The sequence below is a fragment of the Variovorax sp. Soil_C_17 genome (assembly GCF_057657265.1).
Genome location: NZ_JBDGIT010000001.1, coordinates 299,201 through 321,455 on the forward strand (window position 1 = coordinate 299,201; position 22,255 = coordinate 321,455).

A 22,255-nucleotide genomic window follows, 5' to 3' on the forward strand; every position below is an offset into this window, starting at 1 on the left:
GAGGGCACCCGCCAGGATGACAAGCGCCTGCTCCCGGCCCTTCAGCTCCGAACTTCGCCTTGCCCCAGCACCACGTATTTCAGCGAGGTCAATCCCTCGATCCCCACCGGCCCGCGCGCATGGAACTTGTCGGTGCTGATGCCGATCTCGGCCCCCAGTCCGAACTCGAAGCCGTCGGCGAAGCGGGTGCTGGCATTGACCATCACGCTGGCCGAGTCGACTTCGCGCAGGAAACGCTGGGCATGCATGTGGTCGCGGGTGACGATGGCGTCGGTGTGGTGGCTGGAATAGCGGTTGATGTGGGCGATGGCCTCGTCCACGCCCTCCACCACCTTGATGCTGATCACGGCCGCCAGGTATTCCTCCGACCAGTCGGACTCGACCGCGTCGACCACCCGGGCACCCGGGGGCAACGCGCCCTCGGCCCGCAGGATGCGCGCGGCGGCGGCGTCGCAGCGCATCTCGACCCCCTTGGCCGCGAAGATGGCGCCGATCTCGGGCAGGAAGCTCTCGGCCATCGAGGCTGCGACCAGCAGGCCCTCGGCCGCGTTGCAGGGGCTGTACTTCTGCGTCTTGGCGTTGTCCACGATGCGCACCGCCATGTCCAGTTCGGCGGTGTCGTCGACGTACACATGGCAGTTGCCGTCCAGGTGCTTGATCACCGGCACCTTGGCCTCGCGGCTGATGCGCTCGATCAGGCCCTTGCCGCCGCGCGGGATGACGACGTCCACGAACTCGGGCATGGCGATCAGGCGGCCCACGGCCTCGCGGTCGGTGGTCTGCACCAGCTGCACTGCCTCCACCGGCAGCCCGGCCTCGGCCAGCGCCTCGCCCACCAGCGCGGCCAGGGCCTTGTTCGAGTCGATCGCCTCCGAGCCGCCACGCAGGATCGCCGCGTTGCCGCTCTTGATGGCGAGGCTGGCGGCCTCGATCGTCACGTTGGGCCGGCTCTCGTAGATCATGCCGAAGACGCCGATGGGCACCCGCATCTGGCCCACCCGGATGCCGCTGGGCTGCTGGCGCATGCCGATGACTTCGCCGATCACGTCGGGCATGGCGGCCAGCTGCTCGCAACCCAGCGCCACGGTCTCGATGGTCTTGGGCGTGAGCTTGAGGCGGTCGACCATCGGAGCCGAGAGGCCGGCGGCCTGGGCGCGCTCGACGTCGCGCGCGTTGGCGGGTGCCAGGGCTTCGGCGCTCTCGCGCAGGCGCCGCGCCAGCGCCTTGAGCGCCTGGTTCTTGGTCGCCGCGGGGGCCTTCGCCATCAGGGCGGAGGCCGTCTTGGCCTGCAGCCCCAGGGCCTGCATGTGTTCGTTGACGTTGAAGGCGTTCATGGCGGTCATTTTCCCACGCGAGGCCCGCGGGACTGGGCGGCGCATGGAAACGCCGGGTTCCTGAAAAAGCAACGCCGCCGGGGCGGCTTCAACCGCGCGCCGGCGCCGCACAGGCCCGGCACAGCATCAGCGCCAGCCGCTGCAGCGCCTGCCAGCCGCTGGCCGGCCAATCGGGCTGCTTCAAGCCCTTGACGATGCCGTCGACCACATGCGCGGCGCGCAGCAGGCGGGCCAGCGCGCGATCGTCCAGCCGCGGCAGCACGCGCTCGAAGGTGCGCTCGCGCGGGCCCCAGATGCGGTTCTCGCGCAGCGCCATGGGCAGCGGGCGGCCGGCGGACATGGCGTCCTTCACCCGCTTGAGCGCGCGGATGTCCTCGGCCAGCGTGTAGTGCACCAGCACCTCGGCCTCGCCCTCGGCCTGCAGGCCGTCGAGCATGCGCGCGACCCGCTGCGGATTGCCGCCCAGCACCGCCTCGGAGAGCTTGAAGACGTCGTAGCGCGCCACGTTGTTGACCGCGGCCTCGACCTGCTCCCAGCCGAGCTCGCCCGCGGGATAGAGCAGCGCGAGCTTCTGGATCTCCTGGTGTGCGGCCAGCAGGTTGCCCTCGACGCGGTCGGCGAAGAACTGCAGGGTGCGCTGGCCCTCCTCGCCGCCCTTCACGCGCTGGTCCTGGCGTGCCAGCCGCTGCGCGATCCACTGCGGCAGCGCGGCGCGCTCGATGGTCTCGACGGGCAACGTGACGCCATGGGTCTCGAGTGCGGCAAACCAGGCGCCGGTGCGCGTGGCCTTGTCCAGCCGCGGCAGCAGCACCAGCGTCAGGGTGCTGTCGTTGCCCACGGCCGCCTCGGCGATCTGCTGCAGCGCGGCACTGCCGTCCTTGCCCGGCTTGCCCGAGGGGATGCGGATCTCGACGATCTGCCGGTCGGCGAACAGGCTCAGCGAGCCGCCGGCCGCCAGCACCGCGCTCCAGTCGAAATGGGCGCCGGCCACGGTGTAGGAACTGCGCTCGGTGTAGCCCTGCTGACGCGCCGCGGCGCGGATCGCGTCGGCCGCCTCCTGCGCGAGCAGCGGCTCGTCGCCGTGGATCACGTAGAGCGGCTTCAGCCCCTTCTGCAGGTGGGCTTCGAGCTGGGCCGCCGCGAGCTGCATCAGAGGCTCTTGACGGCCGCGAGCCGGCGCAGGGTCTGCTGGGCGATGTCGGCCTGCATGTCGCGGTACAGCAGCTCGGTCTCGCTTTCCTTTGCGAGGGCGGCGGTTTCGTTGTAGGTGATGTCGCGGGACTGCTCGAGCACGGTCGGGCCCAGCAGCTCCTTGCCGCCGGGCGTGCGCAGCCGGATGCGCATCGTGAGACGCAACTGCAGCTCGCGCACCTGGCCGGACGAGTTGGTGGAAAGCACGGCGCTGCCGCGGGTCTCGGACAGGACGTCGAGGATCGCCTCGGCCCGCTCCTTCTCCTCCTCGGGAATCAGCTCGACGTTGCCGGCGGCGCGGAACTGGCGGCGCAGCGCCACCACGTAAGCCGACTTGCCCGGCACCGCCAGCGACTTGAAGGCGAAGTCCGGCGCCCGGCGCAACTGGAAGCCGCAGCCGGCAAGCGCAAGCATGGCTGCCGCGCCGGCGAGCAGGGTGCGGCGCGAGGGGATGGGTCTGTTCATGTCCACGGTCATATCACCACGTTGACCAGCCGCCCCGGCACCACGATCACGCGCTTGGCCGTGGCACCTTCGGCGTGCTTGACGAAGGCCTCGCTCGCCAGCGCGATCTTCTCGATCTCCGGCTTGGTCGCATTGGCCGGCACGCGCAGCGAGCCGCGCAGCTTGCCGTTGACCTGCAGCATCAGCTCGATTTCGTCCTGCTCGAGCGCGACCGTGTCGACCTCCGGCCAGCGCGCGTCGAGCAGGGCGCCGTGCAGCTTGTCGTAGCCGAGCGCATGCCACAGCGCATGCGTGATGTGCGGGGTGGCCGGGTAGAGGCAGCGCAGCAGGATGCCGAAGCCTTCGCGCACCGCCGCCCGGTCGCCCGGGCCGCCGTTGGCCTTGAAGCTCTCCAGCGCGTTCAGCAGCTTCATCGCGCCCGACACCACGGTGTTGTACTGCATGCGCTGGTAGTCGTAGTCGATCTGCCGCAGCACGGTGTGCACCTCGCGGCGCAACACCTTGGCCTCCTTGCCGAAGGCCGAGCGCGGATCGACCGTCTCGATGTCGATCTCGGTGCCTTCGGGCACCGCCGCCTGGGCCGTTCCCAGCGCGACGCCGTAGTTCCAGACCCGGCGCAGGAAGCGGAAGCTGCCCTCCACCGCGGCGTCGTTCCACTCCAGCGTGGCCTCGGGCGGCGCGGTGAACATGGTGTAGAGGCGCGCGGTGTCGGCGCCGTACTTCTCGATCAGGTCCTGCGGGTCGACACCGTTGCGCTCGCTCTTGCCCATCTTTCCGACGCCGCCGTACTCGACCGTCGTGCCGTCGGCCAGCGTGCCGCCGGTGATGCGGCCCTGCGCGTCCAGCACCTGCGTCACCTCCGAAGGCGGGAAGTACTCCTTGCCGCCCTTCTCGGTGCGCCGGTAGAAGATGTGGTTGAGCACCATGCCCTGCGTGAGCAGCTTGCTGAAGGGCTCGTCGACCTTCACCAGCCCGAGGTCGCGCATCACCTTGGTCCAGAAGCGTGCGTAGAGCAGGTGCAGGATTGCATGCTCGATGCCGCCGATGTACTGGTCCATGGGCATCCAGTACTTGGCGCCCTCGCCGACCATCGCCTGGTCGTTCTTCGGATCGCAATAGCGCATGAAGTACCAGGCGCTGTCGACGAAGGTGTCCATGGTGTCGGTCTCGCGCCGCGCCGGCTTGCCGCAGACGGGGCAGACCACGCCGGCATGGAAGCCTTCGTGCTTGTGCAGCGGATTGCCCGAGCCGTCGGGCACGCAGTCGGTGGGCAGCACCACCGGCAGGTCCTTCTCGGGCACCGGCACCGCGCCATGCTCGTCGCAGTGGATGATGGGGATCGGCGTGCCCCAGTAGCGCTGGCGGCTCACGCCCCAGTCGCGCAGGCGCCAGGTGGTCTGCATCTCGCCCAGGCCCTTCAGGTGCAGCGCATGCGCCACCGCCTTGACGGCCTCGGCATAGGACATGCCGCTGAAGTTGTCGGAGTTGATGGTCACGCCGCGCTGCTTGTCGGCGTACCAGTCCTGCCAGCGGTGGTAGTCGAAATGCGGCTCGTCGTCGACCAGCACCACCTGGATGATCTCGATGCCGTACTTGTTGGCGAAGGCGAAGTCGCGCTCGTCGTGCGCCGGCACGCCCATCACGGCGCCGTCGCCGTAGCCGATCAGCACGTAGTTGCCGACCCAAACCGGCACCGGCTCGTCGGTGATCGGATGGAGCACGTGCAGGCCGGTGGGCACGCCCTTCTTCTCCTGCGTCGCCAACTCGGCCTCGGTGGTGCCGCCGCTCTTGCATTCCTCGATGAAGGCGGCGACCGTGGGGTCCAGCTTCGCGGCATGCAGGGCCAGCGGATGCTCCGGCGCCACGGCGCAGAAGGTGACGCCCATGATGGTGTCGGCCCGCGTGGTGAAGACGTACATGCGGCCGGCCTGGATGAGCTCGCCCTTTTCGTCCCTGATGTCGTGCGGGAAGGCGAAGCGCACGCCCTCGCTCTTGCCGATCCAGTTCTCCTGCATCAGCTTGACGCGCTCGGGCCAGCCCGGCAGCTTGTGCTGGGTGTGGTCGAGCAGTTCCTCGGCGTAGTCGCTGATCTTCAGGTAGTAGCCGGGGATCTCGCGCCGCTCGACGGTCGCGCCGGTGCGCCAGCCCTTGCCGTCGATCACCTGCTCGTTGGCCAGCACGGTCTGGTCGACCGGGTCCCAGTTGACCACCTGGGTCTTGCGGTAGGCGATGCCCTTCTCGAGCATCTTGAGGAACAGCCACTGGTTCCACTTGTAGTAGCTGGGATCGCAGGTCGCGATCTCGCGGCTCCAGTCGATCGCCAGGCCCATGGCCTGGAGCTGGCCCTTCATGTAGCCGATGTTCTCGTAGGTCCACTTGGCCGGCGGGACGCCGTTCTTGAGCGCCGCGTTCTCGGCCGGCAGCCCGAAGGCGTCCCAGCCCATGGGCATCAGCACGTTGTAGCCGCTCATGCGCAGGTAGCGCGTGAGCATGTCGTTGATGGTGTAGTTGCGCACATGGCCCATGTGCAGCTTGCCGCTGGGATACGGCAGCATCGAGCAGGCGTAGTACTTCTTCCTTTTCGCGTCCTCGGTCACGCGGTAGGCATCGGCGGCAGTCCAGGCTGCCTGGGCGGACGACTCGACATCGCTGGGTTTGTAGCTGGGGTTCATGGGACTTCGACAACAGCCCGGCATCGGCTGGCCGGGGAAGGCGGATTATCGCGGCTGCGGCGCCGGGGCGGCGTCCGGCTGCGAACCCGGGCAACGAAGCAGCCAAGAGCACGCCAGAAATGCTAGGCTGGCGCCCCGACGGCAAAGACGACGGAGGCAAAAGATGGAAAGCAGCACGCAGCCGAATCTTCAGGCCCACCAGCTCGTTCGCCGCACCATTGCGCTGGTGCTGGCAGGCGGACGGGGCTCGCGCCTCAAGCAATTGACCGACCGCCGGGCCAAGCCGGCGGTGTATTTCGGCGGCAAGTTCCGCATCATCGATTTCGCGCTCTCCAACTGCCTCAATTCGGGCATCCGGCGGATGGCGGTGGTCACCCAGTACAAGTCGCACTCCCTCATGCGCCACCTGCAGCGCGGCTGGAGCTTTTTGCGTGCCGAGCTCAACGAGATGGTGGACGTGCTGCCGGCCCAGCAGCGCGTCGGCGAGGAGCACTGGTACCGCGGCACGGCCGACGCCGTCTACCAGAACCTGGACATCATTCAGACCCCCTCGACGCCGCACGACTACGTGGTCGTGCTGGCCGGCGACCACGTCTACAAGATGGACTACTCGATCATGCTGGGCGACCACGTCGCGCATGGGCGGGGCTGCACGGTCGGCTGCATCGAGGTGCCCCGCATGGAAGCCGTCGCCTTCGGCGTGATGGCGGTGGACGACGAGCGCAGGATCACCGCCTTCCTCGAGAAGCCGGCCGACCCGCCGGCCATGCCAGGCCAGCCCGAGATGGCGCTGGCCAGCATGGGCATCTATATCTTCGACTCCGAGTACCTGTACCGCCTGCTGGAGGAAGACAGCGCCGACCCGGCCTCCAGCCACGACTTCGGCAAGGACATCATCCCGCGCACCGTCGCCCAGGGGCGGGCCGTGGCGCACCCCTTCGGCATGTCCTGCGTGACGCGCGCGCGCCACGGCGCCGACGCCAAGGCCTACTGGCGCGACGTCGGCACGATTGATGCATTCTGGGCGGCCAACCTCGACCTGGCCTCGATCACCCCCGAGCTCGACATCTATGACACCAACTGGCCCATCTGGACCTACCAGCGGCAGCTGCCGCCGGCCAAGTTCGTGCTCGACCGCGCCGGGAAGCATGGGATGACGGTCAATACCATCGTCTCGGGCGGCTGCATCGTGTCGGGCTCGCACGTCAAGGATTCGGTGCTGTTCTCGGGCGTGCGGGTGCACTCCTTCTGCAGGATCGAGGAGGCGGTGCTGTTGCCGGACGTCCAGGTGGGCCGCGGCGCGCGGCTTCGCAAGGTCGTGATCGATCGCGGCTGCGTGATTCCCGAGGACATCGTCGTCGGCGAGGATGCCGCCTCGGATGCGGCGCGCTTCGAGCGCACGGAAGGCGGCGTGGTGCTGATCACGCGCGAGATGCTGAAGCGGCTAGCGTCCGAATGAGGATCCTCCAGGTCAGTGCCGAGCTGTTCCCGCTGCTCAAGACCGGTGGCCTGGCCGACGTGGCCGGCGCGCTGCCCCGGGCCTTGCTGGCCGCGCATCAGGACGTGCGGGTGCTGCTCCCGGGCTTTCCGGCCATCCGGGATGGCGTGGCCGACGCGGTCCAGGTGGCCGAGCTGGAGGCCGCGTGGGGCGAGCGCGTGCGCCTGCGCCTCGGCCACATCAGGACCGAAGGCGCGCCGGACCTGCAGGCCTACTGGATCGACGCACCGTGGCTGTACGACCGCCCGGGCAATCCCTACGAGGATGCGCAGCGACAGCCCTACGGGGACAACCACCGGCGCTTCGCGCTGCTGGGCTTTGCCGCAGCGCGGATCGCGCACGGGCTCGATCCGGCCTGGCAGCCCCAGGTGGTTCATGCGCACGACTGGCATGCGGCCCTGGCCCCGGCCTACCTGGCATTCGCGCCCCGCCGCGGGCATCCGCGCGTCGGCAGCGTCTTCACGGTCCACAACCTGGCTTACCAGGGGCTGTTCGCGCCCTGGGACTTCGCGGACCTCGGCCTGCCGGCCACCGCCTGGGGGATGGATGGCCTGGAATATCACGGCCAGCTCTCCTTCATGAAGGGCGGCCTGGGCTTCGCCGACCGCATCACCACCGTGAGTCCGACCTACGCCCGCGAGATCCAGACGCCCGGGCAGGGCTGCGGACTGGACGGCCTGTTGCGCCGTCGCAGCGGCGTTCTCAGCGGCATCCTCAACGCGGTCGACGACCGGGTCTGGAACCCGGCCACCGACGCGCTCCTGCCGCAGCGCTTCGGGCCGGGGCAACTCGCCGGCAAGATGCGCTGCAAGGCGGCGCTGCAGGCGCAGCTCGGGCTCGCGCCCGGGGCCGAGACGCCGCTCTTCGTGGTCGTGAGCCGCCTGACCGAGCAGAAGGGTCTGCACCTGGTGCTCGGCGGGCTCGACGCCCTGCTGGCCCAGGGAGGCCAGTTGGCCGTGCTCGGCAGCGGCGATGCCGGGCTGGAGCGCGCATTCCGCGAACGGGCCACGGCCACGCCGCGGTCGGTCAGCGTCACGCTCGGCTACAGCGAGCCGCTCGCGCACCACCTCTTCGGCGCCGGCGACGTGACCCTGGTGCCCTCGCTCTTCGAGCCCTGCGGCCTGACGCAGATGTACGGCCTCAAGTACGGCAGCCTGCCACTGGTGCACCGCGTCGGCGGGCTGGCCGACACCGTGGTCGATGCCACGCTGGAAGACATGGCCGACGGCCGGGCCACCGGCTTCTGCTTCGACACCTTCGACGCCGACGGCTTCGGGCGCGCACTGCGACGCGCCTTCGCCCTCTACCGCCGCCCGGCCGACTGGGAAGCGGTGCGCGCCAGCGCGATGGCCCGCCCCGCCGACTGGGGCAGCGCGGCCGCCCGCTATCTCGACATCTATGCCCGGGCGCTGGCCTGAGGCGACGACAAGCACTACCCCTCCGACATCATGTCCATCGCCGATTTCTCGTACGACCATCCCGACCGCGACGTCGCGGCCTTCAAGCGCTCCGTCGCCAACAAGCTGATCTATGCGGTCGGCAAAGACCCCGTGGCCGCCAGCCCCGACGACTGGCTGCACGCGACCGCGATGGCGGTGCGCGATCAGCTCGTCGAGCGCTGGATGTCGACGACGCGCGCCCAGTACACCCAGAAGCTCAAGCGGGTCTACTACCTGTCGATGGAGTTCCTGATCGGGCGCACCTTCACCAATGCCCTGCTCGCCCTGGAGCTGCAGGACACCGTGAAGGAGGCGCTGGCCGACTTCGGCGTCGACATCCAGGCGCTCGCCGAACGCGAGCCGGACGCCGCGCTCGGCAATGGCGGCCTCGGGCGGCTGGCGGCGTGCTTCCTCGACTCCATGGCCACGCTCGGGGTGCCGGGCATGGGCTACGGCATCCGCTACGAGTACGGCATGTTCCGGCAGCGGATCGTCGACGGACAGCAGGTCGAGACACCCGATTACTGGCTCACGCGCGGCAACCCCTGGGAGTTCCAGCGCCCCGAGGTGACCTATCGCGTGCGCTTCGGCGGCCATGTCCAGCGCCTGGACGGCAAGGGCGCCTCCCACGACGCGGCCAGGTGGATCGACACGCATGACGTGCTGGCGATGGCCTACGACACCATCATCCCGGGCTACGGCACGCAGGCGACCCAGACGCTGCGCCTGTGGTCGGCGCGCGCCACCGAGGAGATCGACCTGTCGGCCTTCAACCGCGGCAACTACATGGCGGCGGTCGAGAGCAAGAACCACTCCGAGAACGTCTCGCGCGTGCTCTACCCCGACGACTCGACGGCCTCGGGGCGCGAGCTGCGGCTGCACCAGGAGTACTTCTTCGTCAGCGCCAGCGTGCAGGACATGCTGCACCGCCATCTGCGCAACCACACCGGGTTCGACACGCTCTCCAGGCAGATCAGCATCCACCTCAACGACACGCACCCCGTCCTGGCAGTCCCGGAGCTGATGCGCCTGCTCATCGACGAGCACGGGCTGACCTGGGACACGGCATGGTCCCACACCCAGAAGGTGTTCAGCTACACCAACCACACGCTGATGCACGAGGCGCTGGAGACCTGGCCGGTCGAGATCCTGGGGCGCGTCCTGCCGCGCCACCTGCAGATCCTGTTCGAGATCAACGCACGATTCCTCCACGCCGTGGCGCACTCGAACGGCCACGACGTGGAGCTCATGCGGCGGATGTCGCTCATCGACGAATCCGGCGAGCGGCGCGTGCGCATGGCCTACGTGGCGGTGCTGGCCAGCCATTCGATCAATGGCGTCTCGGCCCTGCACTCGGAGCTCATGAAGCAGTCGATCTTCGCGGACTTCGCGCGCCTCTTCCCGGAGCGCTTCAACAACAAGACCAACGGCGTGACGCCGCGTCGCTGGCTGGCGCAGGCCAATCCGCCGCTGGCGGCCCTGCTCGACGCGCGCATCGGCCGCGGCTGGCGGCGCGAGCTGTCGCAGCTCGAGGCGCTGCGGCCGATGGCGCAGCAGCCGGCCTTCGTGCGCGCCTTTCGCCATGCCAAGCGCGAGAACAAGCTGCGCCTGGCCAACTGGATCGAGCAGAACCTGGGCATCGTCGTCGACACCGACGCCATGTTCGACGTCCAGGTCAAGCGCATGCACGAGTACAAGCGGCAACTGCTCAACGTGCTGCATGTGGTCACGCGCTACCACCGCATCCTGCACGCGCCGCAGGCACATCACGTGCCGCGCGTGGTGGTGTTCGGGGGCAAGGCCGCCTCGGCCTACCACATGGCCAAGCTCGTGGTGCGGCTCATCAACGACGTGGCGCAGGTGGTCAACAACGACGAACGGGTGGGACAGCTGCTGAAGGTCGTGTTCGTGCCCAATTACAGCGTGAGCCTGGCAGAGATCATCATGCCGGCGGCCGACCTGTCCGAGCAGATCTCGACCGCCGGGACCGAAGCTTCCGGCACCGGCAACATGAAGTTCGCGCTCAATGGCGCACTGACCATCGGCACGCTCGATGGCGCCAACGTCGAGATGCGCGAGAGCGTGGGCGCTGAGAACATCTTCATCTTCGGCAACACCACGCCCGAGGTGGCCGAGATCCGCGCCGGCGGCTACCAGCCGCGCGCAATCTACGAATCCGATCCGCATCTGCGCCGCGTGCTGGACAGCATTCGCGACGGCGTCTTCTCGCCTGCAGAGCCGGCGCGCTACCAGGAAATCTACGAGGCCCTCGTGAACTGGGGCGACCAGTACCTGCTGCTGGCCGACTATGCAAGCTACGTCAAGACGCAGGACAAGGTCGACGCGCTGTATCGCCATCCCGACGCGTGGGCACGCATGGCGATCCTCAACGTGGCGGGCATGGGCGGCTTCTCGTCGGACCGCACGATCGCGCAGTACGCGCACGAGATCTGGCACACCCGGCCGGTCAGGCTGGGCTGACCACGGCGGGGTCGGCGACGGGCGGCTACCTGGCGGGCGCCTGGGTCACGAAGCCGATGCGGCTCAAACCCGCCTTGTTCGCGATGCCCATCAGCTCGACCACCCGCCCGTAGGGGACGGTCTGGTCGGCGCGCAGCTGGACCTCGGTGTCGCGGCTGTCGGCGGCGGCCTTCTGGAGCCGGACCGCGAGCTCCTCGGGCGTCACGGGCTGGTCGTTCAGGAAGAGCCGGCCGGCCGCATCGACCGAGAGGCTCACGAACTTCGGCGTGTCGGTGGGCTGGCCGGCATCGGTGCGTGGCAGGTCGAGCTTGATCGAGCTGGCCATGAACGGGGCGGTGATGATGAAGATGACCAGCAGCACCAGCATCACGTCCACCAGCGGCGTGACGTTGATGTCCGACAGGGGCCGCTGCCCGCCGGCACCGATGGCGCGGCCGCCGGTGGCGCTGCTGCCGAGGGAGGTCCGACCGAAGGCCATGGAAACGTCCGGGTGCCGCTAGGCGGGCATCGGCCGGGCCGGCGGCAGCGGCGGCTCGCGCGCCGGGTCTTCGCCCAGGGCGCCCAGCAGGTCGTGCGCGAAGCCCTCGAGCTCGGCCTCGATGCGGCTGACCACGCGGCCGAACACGTTGTAGGCCAGTACGGCCGGGATGGCCACTGCCAGGCCGAAGGCGGTCATGATGAGCGCCTCGCCCACCGGACCCGCCACCTTGTCGATGGTGAAGCCGCCGGTCTCGCCGGCGATGCCCGTCAGCGCGCCGTAGATGCCCCACACCGTGCCCAGCAGCCCGACGAAGGGCGCGGTGGCGCCGACCGTGGCGAGCAGGATCTGTCCGGACTGCAGGCGCCGCAGGGCGGCGTGCAGCGCGTCGCGCAGCACCCGCGTGAGGCGCTGGGCGCGGGCCACCGCACCGCCGAGCGTGGCGGGATCGGGCTGCCCGCCGAGCTGGCGGACTGCGCTCACCGCCGGCCACACCAGGGCGGCGCGGTCGAAGCCCCGCAAGCGCTCCTCGGCATCGCCCAGCGAAGCGGACTGCCAGAAGGCCGCGATGCTGCGCACCACATCGTGGGTGCCGCCTCGCAGCAGCCAGCCCTTCCAGAGAATCACGACCCAACTCGCCACCGACATCAGCAGGAGCAGCGCCGCCACCGAGCGGCTGACGCCATCGCCATGGGTGAGCAGCTCCAGGATCGTCATGCGGAGGACGTCAGCGCAGCCCGAGGACGTCGAACATGTCGAACAGCCCGGTCTTGCGCTCGGCCAGGAAGCGCACGGCGCGCAGGCTGCCCTGCGCGTAGGTGGCGCGGCTGGCGGACTTGTGGGTGATCTCGATGCGCTCGCCGGTGCCGGCGAAGAGCACGGTGTGATCGCCCACGATGTCGCCGCCGCGGATGGCCGCGAAGCCGATGGTGGAAGGATCGCGCTCGCCGGTGATGCCCTCGCGCGCATAGACCGCGCAGTCCTTGAGATCGCGGCCCAGCGCGCCGGCGATCACCTCGCCCATCTTCAGCGCGGTGCCCGAGGGCGCATCGACCTTGTGGCGGTGGTGCGCCTCGATGATCTCGATGTCATAGCCGGTGGACAGGGCCTTGGCCGCCATCTCCAGCAGCTTGAAGGTGACGTTGACGCCCACGCTCATGTTGGGCGCCATCATGATGGCGATGTCCTTGGCCGCGGCGGCGATCTCGGCCTTCTGCGCCTCGCTGAAGCCGGTGGTGCCGATCACGGCCTGCACGCCCAGCTCGCGGCACACCGCCAGATGCGCCAGCGTGCCTTCGGGGCGGGTGAAATCGATCAGGACCTGCGCGTCCTGCAGGCCGGTGCGCAGGTCGGACACGATGGGCACGCCGCTGGCAGCGCCGAGGAAGGCGGCGGCATCGCTGCCGAGCGCCGGGCTGCCCGGAATGTCGAGGGCACCGGCCAGGCGGCAGTCCTGGGCCTCGCGCACCGCCTCGATCAACATGTGGCCCATGCGCCCGGAGGCGCCGGCAATGGCGATGCGGCGCAGCGCCGGCGTGGAAGAAGAAGAGGAATCGGTCACGCGAGGGAATCTTCGTGAGATGCCGGCCGGTGCGGCCGGCGGATCGGCGTGCTAGCGCGTCGCTTCGAGCGGCGGATAGCTGGGGGGCAGCGGCGGCAGGGACGCAGAGGAGCTCTCGGCTTCGGCCTCCTTGCCCTTGTCCTTGCCCGGCTCGAATTTCTTGAGCTGGTCTTCGGTGGCTTCCAGCACCGGCACCTTGCCGGCGCGCCCGCGGGCATCGACCGCGGCGACGAATTCCTGCTCGCTGGGCATCGGGTCGCCCTCGAAACGGTCGAGCAGCTCGCCGTTGAAGAACAGCGTGAGGCGCCGCTGCTGGGGCTCCACGCCCTGCCGCCGGATGGTGAAGACATAGTCCCAGCGGTTGGAATGGAACACGTCGGTCAGGAGCGAGGTGCCGAGGATCTCGCGCACCTGCTGGCGCGGCATGCCGGGCTTGAGCAGCTCGACCTGCTCCTTCGAAACGAAATTGCCCTGCACCACTTCGACCTTGTAGGGGGTGATGGCGCTGAGCGCGGTGCGCGAGCGCTCGGTGAAGCTGCTGCAGGCCCCCAGGCTCAGCGTCGCGGCGACGGCGCCGGCGAGCAGCCAGAGGCGGCTTTGGGAAATCTCAGGCATGGAAAAGGGCCAGGAGGGCAAGCGATATGATCGGGCCATTGTAGCGGCTGGCCCTCCGTGGGCCCTCGCAGGGACGGGCGCAGGAACCATCATGGCCAACATCGACGAACTCAAGAACACCGGCCTCAAGGCCACGCTGCCGCGCCTGAAGATCCTCGAGATCTTCCAGAACGGCGGCCAGCGCCACATGACCGCGGAAGACGTTTTTCGGGTGCTGCTCAACGAGCATTCCGACATCGGCCTGGCCACGGTGTACCGCGTGCTGACGCAGTTCGAGCAGGCGGGCATCCTCGAGCGCAGCCACTTCGAGAGCGGCAAGGCCGTCTACGAGCTCAACGAAGGCACCCACCACGACCATCTGGTGTGCACCGGCTGCGGCAAGGTCGAAGAGTTCTACGACCCCGAGATCGAACGCCGCCAGCAGATGATCTCGAAGGACAAGGGCTGGATCCTGCAGGACCACGCGATGTCGCTGTACGGCCTGTGCGCCAACTGCGCAAGCAAGCGTTAGCCACGCCCCGGTCGCCTAGTCGTCTTCCCGCGCGCCTTCCATCGCCTTGTGGTGGCGCGCCACGAAATCGGCGTAGGTGTCGATGCCCCGCAGCTGCAGGATCGAATTGCGCACCGCCGCCTCCACCAGCACGGCGATGTTGCGGCCGGCCACCACCTGGATGATCACCTTGCGCACCGGGATGCCCAGCACGTCCTGGGTCAGCGGCGCCGAGGGCATGCGCTCGTAGTCGCGCTCGAAGCTGTCGCGCCGCACCAGGTGCACGATGAGCTTGAGGCGCATCTTCCGGCGCACCGCCGTCTCGCCGAAGATGGCCCGGATGTCCAGCAAGCCGATGCCGCGCACCTCCAGCAGGTTCTGCAGCAGCTCGGGGCAGCGCCCTTCCAGCGTGGCCTGGTTGATGCGGTAGAGGTCGACCGCATCGTCGGCCACCAGGCCGTTGCCGCGCGAGATCAGCTCCAGGCCCAGCTCGCTTTTTCCCAGCCCCGACTCGCCCGTGATCATCACGCCCAGGCCGAGGATGTCCATGAACACGCCGTGCATCGAGGTGCGCTCGGCGAAATGCTTGGACAGGTAGGCGCGCAACAGGTCGATCACGAAGGCGGAGGATTCCCGCGTCGCGAACAGGGGCAGCTGCGCCCGCTCGCAGATCGACAGCAGCTCGTCGGGCGCCGTCTGGCCGTCGGCCAGCACCAGCATGGGAGGTTCCAGGGTCACGATGCGGGCGATGCGCCGAACGCAGTCGTCGGGCGAGCCGCGCGTCAGGTAGGCCACCTCGCGTGCGCCGAGGATCTGCACCCGGTACGGATGGATGTAGTTGAGGTAGCCGACCAGGTCTGCGGCCGACTGGGCGCGGCTGATGACGCCGGGGTCGAACTGGCGCTCCGAGGCGCCCAGGCCGGCGAGCCACTCCCAGCGGAGCGACCCGCGGAACTCCTCGAACATCGCGTCGGCGCTGATGACGGTCGGCTTCATGCGCCAGACGGTCCCGGACGACGAAATGCGCGCTTCAAGCGACCTGGGCCGATTGCCATCCTGCAATCAGGGCATGCAGCTGGGCGGCGTCGTTGCTCGACTTGATCTGCTCGCGCAAGCCGGCATCGCTCAGCAGTTCGGCGATCTCGGAAAGTATTTCAAGGTGTTTCTGGGTCGCCGCTTCGGGCACCAGAAGGAAGATCAGCAGCACCACCGGCTGTTCGTCCGGGGCGTCGAAGCCGATCGGATTGGCCAGTTGGAAGACCGCGGCCATCGGCGACTTGAGGCCCTTGATGCGGCCATGCGGAATGGCCACGCCGTGCCCCAGACCGGTGGAGCCCAGGCGTTCGCGGGCGAACAGGCTGTCGGTGATGAGGGCGCGGCCGAGGCCATGCAGGTTTTCAAACAGCAAGCCCGCTTCTTCGAAAGCTCGTTTCTTGCTGGTGGCGTCAACGCTCACGAGGACTTGAGCGGGCGGCAGGATGGACGCGAGTCGGTTCATGTTGGGGCAGGGCGGGGGCGATTATGCACCCGCCCGGCAAAAAGCAAAGGGCCGCCCCAAGGCGGCCCGCAAGAGTGTTTGCCCGAGGTGGCACTACATCACGCGTTTCGGCGCTTCGTGGAAGTGGTTCTTGAGGGACTCCTTGTGGCGCACGACCTGGCGGTCGAGCTTGTCGACCAACTGGTCGACGGCCGCGTAGAGATCAGCGTGGCTCGACTCGGCGAACATGTCATTGCCCTTGACGTGAATATTGCATTCGGCCCGTTGGCGCCCTTCCTTTTCCTTCTGCTTTTCCACCGTGAGGATCACCTTGATATCGACCACCTGGTCGAAATGGCGGGTGATTCGGTCCAACTTGCTCGTGACGTAATTGCGGAGCGCGGGGGTGACGTCGAGGTGATGACCGCTGATCGTCAAATTCATGAATGACCTCCTGGAACTGACGGTTGGGGAAAAAGACCCTGCTTCATGGAGGTGAAGCCTGGCCGGCGAAAAACAATGGGAGTGAGAAGAGAAGGAGAGGGAGCGAGGAAGAGGAAAAGAGAGAGGGAGAGGAAGACGGGGGAGCTTCGGTTCACTATGCCCATGCTGTCATCGAATTGCAATCCCTCTGGGCGCAAACCCCCGGACGGCCCCGGGGTCATGGCCCGGCCGCTATCATTTTTGTAGTGCTAAAGACCGCGCGCCGCGCTCAGCGCCAGGCGGCGCGCAGGCGTTTTTGCAGATCGATGACGGCCGCCGGGGGCGGCACGGCAGGCGCGCGTGCGGGCGGCGGCGGCCAGGTGAGCTGCTCGAAGCCCCGGGCCTCGGCGGCCGTGATGAAGCGCGTGCGGCCGGCGTAGAGATGCCGGTCCCCGCGCACCGCCTGCTGGGTGACGTAGAAGCGCTGCGGCACGATCAGGTGCAGGTGGTCGCGCGCGCGGGTCATGGCGACGTAGAGCAGGCGCCGCTCCTCCTCCAGCTCCTGCGCGCCCTGCGCCACGTCCGCGGGGATGCAGCCATCGACCACGTTGAGCACATGCACCGAGCGCCATTCCTGCCCCTTGGCCGAATGGATGGTGGACAGGATGAGGTAGTCCTCGTCGAGCAGGGGCGGGCCGGGCCGGTCGCTGGTGGCCTCGGGCGGATCGAGGGTGAGCTCGGTGAGGAAGCGCTCGCGCGAGGCATAGCCCGAGGCCAGCCGCGCCAGCTGCTCGACATCGCCACGGCGCAGGCCTGCATCGTCGTGAAGCCGCTCCAGGTGCGGCAGGTACCAGCGCAGGGCGAGCTCCATGTCGGCCGGCCAGGCGAGTTCCGGCGCACGCAGCTGCGCATAGATGGCCGCGAAGCGCGCCCACTCCTCCTTCGCGGTGGCGGGCGGCTGGAAGGTCTGCACGACGGCGCCGGGATCTTCGGCCTGGGCCATCGCATCGAGCAGCCGCGTCGAGGTGGCAGGACCGATGCCGGGGATCAGCTGCGTCACGCGAAATCCCGCCATGCGCCCGCGCGGGTTCTGCGCGAAGCGCAGCACCGCCAGCAGGTCCTTCACATGCGCGGCTTCAAGAAACTTGAGGCCGCCGTACTTGACGAAGGGGATGTTCCGCCGCGCCAGCTCGAGCTCCAGCGCCGCGCTGTGGCTCGATGTGCGGAACAGCACCGCCTGCGATTTCAGCGCCAGCCCGCCCTCGCGATGCGCGAGCACCCGTTCGGCCACGAAGCGGGCCTGCTGGGCCTCGTCGGGCACCAGCACCAGCTGCGGCCGGCCCACCGAGGGCTTGTCGGTCCACAGGGTCTTGGCATGGCGCTCCGCCGCCGCCGCGATCACGGCGTTGGAAACGTCGAGGATGGGCTGCGTCGAGCGGTAGTTGCGCTCCAGCGTGACGATGCGCGCCGGCTGCGTGAACTGACCCGGAAAGTCGAGGATGTTGCGCACCGTTGCGCCACGAAAGGAGTAGATGGCCTGGGCGTCGTCGCCCACCACGGTGAGGCCGCGGCCGTCCGGCTTGAGGGCGCGCAGGATGGCAGCCTGCAGCAGGTTGGTGTCCTGGTACTCGTCGACCAGCACGTGGTCGAAGCGCGCGCCGATCTGTGCCGCGAGCGCGGGCTCCGCCACCATCTCGGCCCAGTACAGGAGCAAGTCGTCGTAATCGAGCACCTGCTGCGCCTGCTTGGCCTCGACATAGGCGCCGAACAGGCGCTTGAGCTCGGCCTCCCATTCGGCGCACCACGGAAAGGCCTGCGCCAGTACCTCGGCGAGCGGCGCGCCGCCGTTGACGACGCGCGAGTAGATCGCGAGACAGGTCCCCTTGCGCGGAAAGCGGCGCTCCATGGCGGCCAGGCCGATGTCGCTGCGCACCAGGCCCATCAGGTCCTCGGCATCCCCGCGGTCGTGAATGGTGAAGCTGGCATCGAGCCCGATCTGCGCCGCGTATTCGCGCAGCAGCCGGGCGCCGACGCCATGGAAGGTGCCGGCCCAGGGCAGCGCCGGCGGCGCCTCCGAGCGCAGCCCGAGCACCTTCGCGAGGACCTGGCCGGCGCGCCGCTCCATCTCTTGCGCCGCCCGGCGCGAGAAGGTCAGGAGCAGGATGCGCTGCGGGTCGGCGCCACGTGCGATCAGGTGGGCCACGCGGTGCGCCAGCGTGCTGGTCTTGCCCGAGCCGGCGCCGGCGATCACGAGCAAGGGCCGCGGGTCCGCCTGCGCCTCGCCGGCTCCGTGCTCGACGGCCGCACGCTGCGCCTCGTTGAGTTCGGCGAGCACCGCGGCAAGACGCTCTTCCGGGCGCAGGGGGACGGGAATCGCGATACGCATCGGCCGCCACTTTACTGGATATCCATCCAGATCCGATCAGGAAAATGCAAGAGGCCGGTGACATAATCGCGCCTCGCTGCAACCGGAGACTCGGATGGAAACCGTTCCGCCTCGGCAGCTTTCAACTCCCCGGTGACGCGTCGTTGGCCAGGGATTTGAAAGCGCCCCACCCTCGCCAACCGCCACAAGCACCACACGGGAGTGAGCCATGCTCAACATCTTCACGCTCGCCAACGGGCGCCTCGTCCAGGAAGAAATCGAGGCGCTCGAAGAACTGTCGCAATTCCAGCCGATCTGGGTCGACCTCGAGGCGCCCACGCTGGAAGAAAAGCGCTGGATCAAGCAGTACTACGGCCTGTCCATCCCCGAGGACGCGATGGACGAGGACATCGAGGAATCGGCCCGCTTCTACGAGGAAGACAACGGCGAGCTGCATGTGCGCAGCGACTTCCTGATCGACGACGACGAGAACCCGCGCTCGGTGCGCGTGGCCTTCATCCTCAACCAGCACAACGTCGAGCTGAGAAGCCGCGGCGTGCTCTTCTCGATCCACGACGAGGACGTGCCGGTGTTCCGCCTGCTGCGCATGCGTGCCCGCCGCGCGCCAGGGCTGATCGAGGACGCCAAGGAGGTGCTGCTGAAGCTCTTCGACGCCGACGCCGAATACTCGGCCGACTCGCTGGAGAACATCTACGACGAGCTGGAAGTCGCGGGCAAGAAGGTGCTGGAAGGCAACGTGAGCGACGAGCTGGCCGGAGAGGTGCTGGCTGCCATCGCCCGCCAGGAAGACCTGAACGGGCGCATCCGCCGCAATGTGATGGACACGCGCCGCGCCGTCAGTTTCATGATGCGCAGCCGCATGCTCAACGCCGATCAGTTCGAGGAGGCGCGGCAGATCCTGCGCGACATCGAGTCGCTGGACAACCACACGGCCTTTCTTTTCGACAAGATCAACTTCCTGATGGATGCCACCGTCGGTTTCATCAACATCAACCAGAACAAGACCATCAAGATCTTCTCGGTGGCCAGCGTGGCGCTGCTGCCGCCCACGCTGATCGCGAGCGTCTACGGCATGAACTTCAAGCTCATGCCCGAGCTGGAATGGGGCTATGGCTACGCCTACGCGATCGTGCTCATGATCGCCAGCGCGCTGGTGCCCATGTGGTACTTCCGGCGGCGCGGCTGGCTCAAGTAGGCTCGTTCCCGCTCGCCCGAGGCAATCCGGCCAGCCAGCCGTTCATCAGCGCCAGGCTGTAGCGGCTTGCCACCGCGGAGACGAAGCGCATGAAGTCGGTATGGGCCTGGTCGTCGGCCCGGTCCGAGATCGTGCGCACCGCAGCGAAGGGCACGCGGAAGTCGTGGCAGACCTGCGCCACCGCGGCCCCTTCCATCTCGCAGGCCAGCGCATCGGGCAGCTCGTGGCGCAGTGTCTCGCTGTCGGCCGCCCGGGCGATGAAGCGATCGCCGCTGACCACCAGGCCGCGGTGCAGGCGCGGCGCATGCAGCCCGAAGTCGTCGACCACCTGCCGGCCCAGCAAGGCGACCGGATCGCCCAGCAGCCCTTCGGCCACGGCCGCCAGCGCATCGCTGATGGCGGTGTCGGTCGCGAAGCGCGCGTGCCCGGTCAGGGGCACCTCGTAACGGGGAAAGATCGGCGAGGCGTCCAGGTCATGCTGCAGCAGCCGGCTCGCCACCACCACGTCGCCCACCCGCACGCCGGGCGCCAGCCCGCCGGCCACGCCGGTGAAGACGATGGCGCGCACGCCGAAGCGCTCCAGCAGCACGGTGGCGGTGGTGGCCGCCGCGACCTTCCCGATGCGCGACAGCACGGCCACCACGGTCTGCCCCTGAAGGTGCCCGACCCAGAAATCACGGCCGGCGACACGCACGCGCCTCTCGTCGGGCATCGCTGCGAGCAGCGCGCCCAACTCCTCCTGCATGGCAGCCACGATCGCGACCGGCGCCGCCATGGCGGATGCCCCGCTACTTCTTGCTGTCGCGCAGTTCGCGACGCAGGATCTTGCCGACCGGCGTCTTCGGCAGTTCGGTGCGGAACTCGATCACCTTGGGCTGCTTGTAGCCGGTGAGGTTGGCGCGGCAGAAATCGCGGACCTGGGCCTCGGTGAGATCCGGAGTTTTCTTGACGATCACCAGCTTGACCGCCTCGCCGGTCTTGTCGTCGGCGACGCCGACGGCCGCGCATTCGAGCACGCCCGGCACCTGCGCCACCACATCCTCGACCTCGTTCGGGTAGACGTTGAAGCCCGAGACCAGGATCATGTCCTTCTTGCGGTCCACGATCTTGAAGTAGCCCCGCTCGTCGACGATGCCCACGTCGCCGGACTTGAAGTAGCCGTCGGCCGTCATGACCTTGGCGGTCTCGTCCGGACGCTGCCAGTACCCGGCCATCACCTGCGGGCCCTTGATCGCGATCTCGCCCGGCTGGCCGACCGGCACCTCGCGCCCGTCGTCGTCCAGCAGCTTCAGGTAGGTGCTGGGCAGCGGCACGCCGATGGTGCCGGTGTAGGCGGTGCTGGTGGTCGGGTTGCAGGTGGCCGAAGGCGAGGTTTCCGACAGGCCATAGCCCTCGCAGATCGGGCAGCCGGTCTTGTCGAGCCACAACTTGGCCACCGCGCCCTGCACTGCCATGCCGCCACCGACCGAGACCTTGAGGTTCTTCCAGTTGACGGTGTTGAAGTCCGGGTGATTGGCCAGCCCGTTGAAGAGCGTGTTGACCGCCGGGAAGCTGTGGAAAGTGTGCTTCGACAGCTCTTTCAGCACGGCCGGGATGTCGCGCGGATTCGGGATCAGGATCAGCTTGCCGCCGGTGCGCATGGACAGCATCATGTTCACCGTGAAGGCGAAGATGTGATAGAGCGGCAGCGCGCACACGCTGGTGGGCTGCTCGCCGGCCGGCACCTTCTGCATGACGGGGTCGTTCCAGGCCTCGGACTGCAGCACGTTGGCGATCACGTTGCGATGCAGCAGCACCGCGCCCTTGGAGACGCCGGTGGTGCCGCCGGTGTACTGCAGCACCGCGACGTCGTCGGGCCCGATGGCCGGCGGCTGGAGCTTGCGCCCCGACCCCTTGTCCAGCGCGTCGTTGAAGCGCACGGCGCCGGGCAGGCTGTACTCCGGCACCATTTTCTTGACGTTGCGCACCACGTAGTTGACCAGCGCGCCCTTCAGCAGGCCCAGGCGATCGCCCATGCCGCTCAGCACCACGTGCTTGACCGGCGTGGCGGCGATGCACCGCTGCAGCGTGTTGCCGAAGTTCTCCATGATCACGATGGCCCTGGAGCCCGAATCCTTGAGCTGGTGCTCCAGCTCGCGCGGCGTGTACAGCGGATTCACGTTGACCAGGATCAGCCCGGCACGCAGGATGCCGCAGACCGCGATCGGGTATTGCAGGCAGTTGGGCATCATGACCGCCACGCGGTCGCCCTTGGACAGCCCCAGGCCCTGAAGGTAGCCGGCGAAGGCGCGGCTCAGCTTGTCGACCTCGGCGTAGCCCATGTCCTTGCCCATGAAGCTGTAGGCGGTGCGGTCGGCGAACCGGGAGAAACTCTCCTCCATGAGCTGGACCAGCGAGGCATAGCGCGAAGCGTCGATGTCGGCCGGCACGCCTTGCGGGTAGCTGCTGAGCCAGGGGCGGTCTGTCATGGATCTGTCTCCTCGAACGAATTCTGGTTTCTGCTTACGAAAACGCCGCCCGGCCTCGATGGCACCGGGCGGCGGGCGCTGG

Annotated in this window: 19 protein-coding genes; 5 read left to right on the plus strand and 14 right to left on the minus strand. The window is 68.4% G+C overall.

What is annotated here, in order from left to right:
- Positions 1 to 41: 41 nt before the first annotated feature.
- The 4 genes from AC3A6Y_RS01385 to leuS all read right to left on the minus strand — a co-directional run bounded on the left by AC3A6Y_RS01385 (position 42) and on the right by leuS (position 5,662).
- Positions 42 to 1,343 (minus strand): glutamate-5-semialdehyde dehydrogenase, encoded by a 1,302-nt coding sequence (locus AC3A6Y_RS01385; protein WP_487866443.1) that lies wholly within the window; start codon positions 1,341 to 1,343, stop codon positions 42 to 44.
- Between the two features lie 79 nt (positions 1,344 to 1,422).
- Entirely contained in the window at positions 1,423 to 2,484 is a 1,062-nt protein-coding gene (holA, locus tag AC3A6Y_RS01390; protein WP_487866444.1) for a DNA polymerase III subunit delta, read from the minus strand.
- On the minus strand, positions 2,484 to 2,990 hold the full coding sequence (locus tag AC3A6Y_RS01395) for an LPS-assembly lipoprotein LptE (protein WP_487866445.1): 507 nt from the start codon (positions 2,988 to 2,990) through the stop codon (positions 2,484 to 2,486). Before AC3A6Y_RS01395 ends, holA begins: the two co-directional genes overlap by 1 nt.
- An 8-nt stretch (positions 2,991 to 2,998) precedes the next feature.
- Complete coding sequence (gene leuS / locus AC3A6Y_RS01400) at positions 2,999 to 5,662, minus strand: leucine--tRNA ligase (protein ID WP_487866446.1); 2,664 nt, start codon at positions 5,660 to 5,662, stop codon at positions 2,999 to 3,001.
- A 163-nt stretch (positions 5,663 to 5,825) separates the two neighbouring features.
- Here leuS and glgC point away from each other — a divergent pair, with 163 nt between their 5' ends.
- From glgC to AC3A6Y_RS01415, 3 genes are read left to right on the plus strand one after another with little or no spacing between them, the layout of a single operon-like run.
- A complete protein-coding gene (gene glgC, locus AC3A6Y_RS01405; protein ID WP_487866447.1) occupies positions 5,826 to 7,121 on the plus strand; it encodes a glucose-1-phosphate adenylyltransferase in 1,296 nt (431 codons plus the stop codon).
- The gene (gene glgA, locus AC3A6Y_RS01410; RefSeq protein WP_487866448.1) at positions 7,118 to 8,578 is read left to right on the plus strand and encodes a glycogen synthase GlgA; all 1,461 of its coding nucleotides are present in this window, start codon (positions 7,118 to 7,120) and stop codon (positions 8,576 to 8,578) included. Before glgC ends, glgA begins: the two co-directional genes overlap by 4 nt.
- Before the next feature lie 30 nt (positions 8,579 to 8,608).
- The gene (locus AC3A6Y_RS01415) at positions 8,609 to 11,080 is read left to right on the plus strand and encodes a glycogen/starch/alpha-glucan phosphorylase (protein WP_487866449.1); all 2,472 of its coding nucleotides are present in this window, start codon (positions 8,609 to 8,611) and stop codon (positions 11,078 to 11,080) included.
- A gap of 25 nt (positions 11,081 to 11,105) precedes the next feature.
- On the opposite strand, the gene AC3A6Y_RS01420 is transcribed toward AC3A6Y_RS01415, so the two are convergent.
- From AC3A6Y_RS01420 to AC3A6Y_RS01435, 4 genes are all read right to left on the minus strand, one after another.
- Positions 11,106 to 11,558, minus strand: coding sequence for an ExbD/TolR family protein (locus AC3A6Y_RS01420; protein WP_487866450.1), 453 nt, complete (start codon positions 11,556 to 11,558; stop codon positions 11,106 to 11,108).
- An 18-nt stretch (positions 11,559 to 11,576) separates the two neighbouring features.
- A complete protein-coding gene (locus AC3A6Y_RS01425; protein ID WP_487866451.1) occupies positions 11,577 to 12,275 on the minus strand; it encodes a MotA/TolQ/ExbB proton channel family protein in 699 nt (232 codons plus the stop codon).
- Between the two features lie 10 nt (positions 12,276 to 12,285).
- Positions 12,286 to 13,086, minus strand: a complete 801-nt coding sequence (dapB, locus tag AC3A6Y_RS01430; protein ID WP_487867778.1) for a 4-hydroxy-tetrahydrodipicolinate reductase — start codon at positions 13,084 to 13,086, stop codon at positions 12,286 to 12,288.
- Between the two features lie 84 nt (positions 13,087 to 13,170).
- A complete protein-coding gene (locus AC3A6Y_RS01435; RefSeq protein ID WP_487866452.1) occupies positions 13,171 to 13,734 on the minus strand; it encodes an outer membrane protein assembly factor BamE in 564 nt (187 codons plus the stop codon).
- 91 nt (positions 13,735 to 13,825) lie between these two features.
- Here AC3A6Y_RS01435 and fur point away from each other — a divergent pair, with 91 nt between their 5' ends.
- Positions 13,826 to 14,245, plus strand: a complete 420-nt coding sequence (fur, locus tag AC3A6Y_RS01440; protein WP_487866453.1) for a ferric iron uptake transcriptional regulator — start codon at positions 13,826 to 13,828, stop codon at positions 14,243 to 14,245.
- A gap of 15 nt (positions 14,246 to 14,260) precedes the next feature.
- Here the strand turns inward: fur and hprK are convergent, their stop codons facing one another.
- The 4 genes from hprK to AC3A6Y_RS01460 form a co-directional block, all read right to left on the minus strand.
- Positions 14,261 to 15,220: an HPr(Ser) kinase/phosphatase gene (gene hprK / locus AC3A6Y_RS01445; protein ID WP_487866454.1), complete on the minus strand. Its 960-nt coding sequence runs from the start codon at positions 15,218 to 15,220 to the stop codon at positions 14,261 to 14,263.
- 34 nt (positions 15,221 to 15,254) lie between these two features.
- Positions 15,255 to 15,722, minus strand: a complete 468-nt coding sequence (locus AC3A6Y_RS01450; protein ID WP_068681828.1) for a PTS sugar transporter subunit IIA — start codon at positions 15,720 to 15,722, stop codon at positions 15,255 to 15,257.
- Between the two features lie 93 nt (positions 15,723 to 15,815).
- On the minus strand, positions 15,816 to 16,145 hold the full coding sequence (gene hpf / locus AC3A6Y_RS01455) for a ribosome hibernation-promoting factor, HPF/YfiA family (protein ID WP_487866455.1): 330 nt from the start codon (positions 16,143 to 16,145) through the stop codon (positions 15,816 to 15,818).
- 268 nt (positions 16,146 to 16,413) lie between these two features.
- Complete coding sequence (locus tag AC3A6Y_RS01460; RefSeq protein WP_487866456.1) at positions 16,414 to 18,510, minus strand: ATP-dependent helicase; 2,097 nt, start codon at positions 18,508 to 18,510, stop codon at positions 16,414 to 16,416.
- A 208-nt stretch (positions 18,511 to 18,718) separates the two neighbouring features.
- Here AC3A6Y_RS01460 and corA point away from each other — a divergent pair, with 208 nt between their 5' ends.
- Positions 18,719 to 19,705, plus strand: a complete 987-nt coding sequence (corA, locus tag AC3A6Y_RS01465) for a magnesium/cobalt transporter CorA (RefSeq protein ID WP_487866457.1) — start codon at positions 18,719 to 18,721, stop codon at positions 19,703 to 19,705.
- On the opposite strand, the gene AC3A6Y_RS01470 is transcribed toward corA, so the two are convergent.
- Together AC3A6Y_RS01470 and AC3A6Y_RS01475 are read right to left on the minus strand one after the other, a co-directional pair.
- Positions 19,698 to 20,480, minus strand: a complete 783-nt coding sequence (locus AC3A6Y_RS01470) for a 5'-methylthioadenosine/adenosylhomocysteine nucleosidase (protein WP_487866458.1) — start codon at positions 20,478 to 20,480, stop codon at positions 19,698 to 19,700. The genes corA and AC3A6Y_RS01470 overlap by 8 nt on opposite strands.
- Positions 20,481 to 20,493: 13 nt before the next feature.
- Positions 20,494 to 22,173, minus strand: a complete 1,680-nt coding sequence (locus AC3A6Y_RS01475; protein ID WP_487866459.1) for a long-chain-fatty-acid--CoA ligase — start codon at positions 22,171 to 22,173, stop codon at positions 20,494 to 20,496.
- Between the last annotated feature and the right edge of the window lie 82 nt (positions 22,174 to 22,255).